The 261-nt window shown below is 70.9% G+C and carries 1 protein-coding gene; it reads left to right on the top strand.

Translation table 11 applies throughout. The features are described 5' to 3' along the window. The coding region (locus tag AC1RPY_RS07975; RefSeq protein ID WP_481763149.1) for a hypothetical protein at window positions 1-261 on the top strand (261 nt) is incomplete at both ends.

Here is a 261-nt window from a genome sequence, read left to right as displayed (position 1 = left end):
CCGTGCACGAGCGCGACGGGGTGCCGTACGCCACCCTCGTGCTCGACCACGCCTGTCCGGAAGGCTCCGGTCACGAGGTGCGCAGCGGGCTGTTCCCCGACGCCGAGGGCTACGTCACGGGCACCAAGACCATCGTCACGTACGCGATCGACGACAAGGACGGCAGTGCCGCGCTCGACGCGCAGCACCCGTCGTTCTCCACCGGGCAGACCGCGGGGGAGCGCTTCGGGGAGTTCTTCCTGCTCGGCGCGGAGCATCTGC

It is taken from the genome of Dellaglioa sp. CoH-56-MRSF-12, from assembly GCF_056782075.1.
The sequence above is the reverse complement of the archived record's forward strand: the minus strand, read 5'-3'. Positions and strand labels throughout refer to the sequence as shown.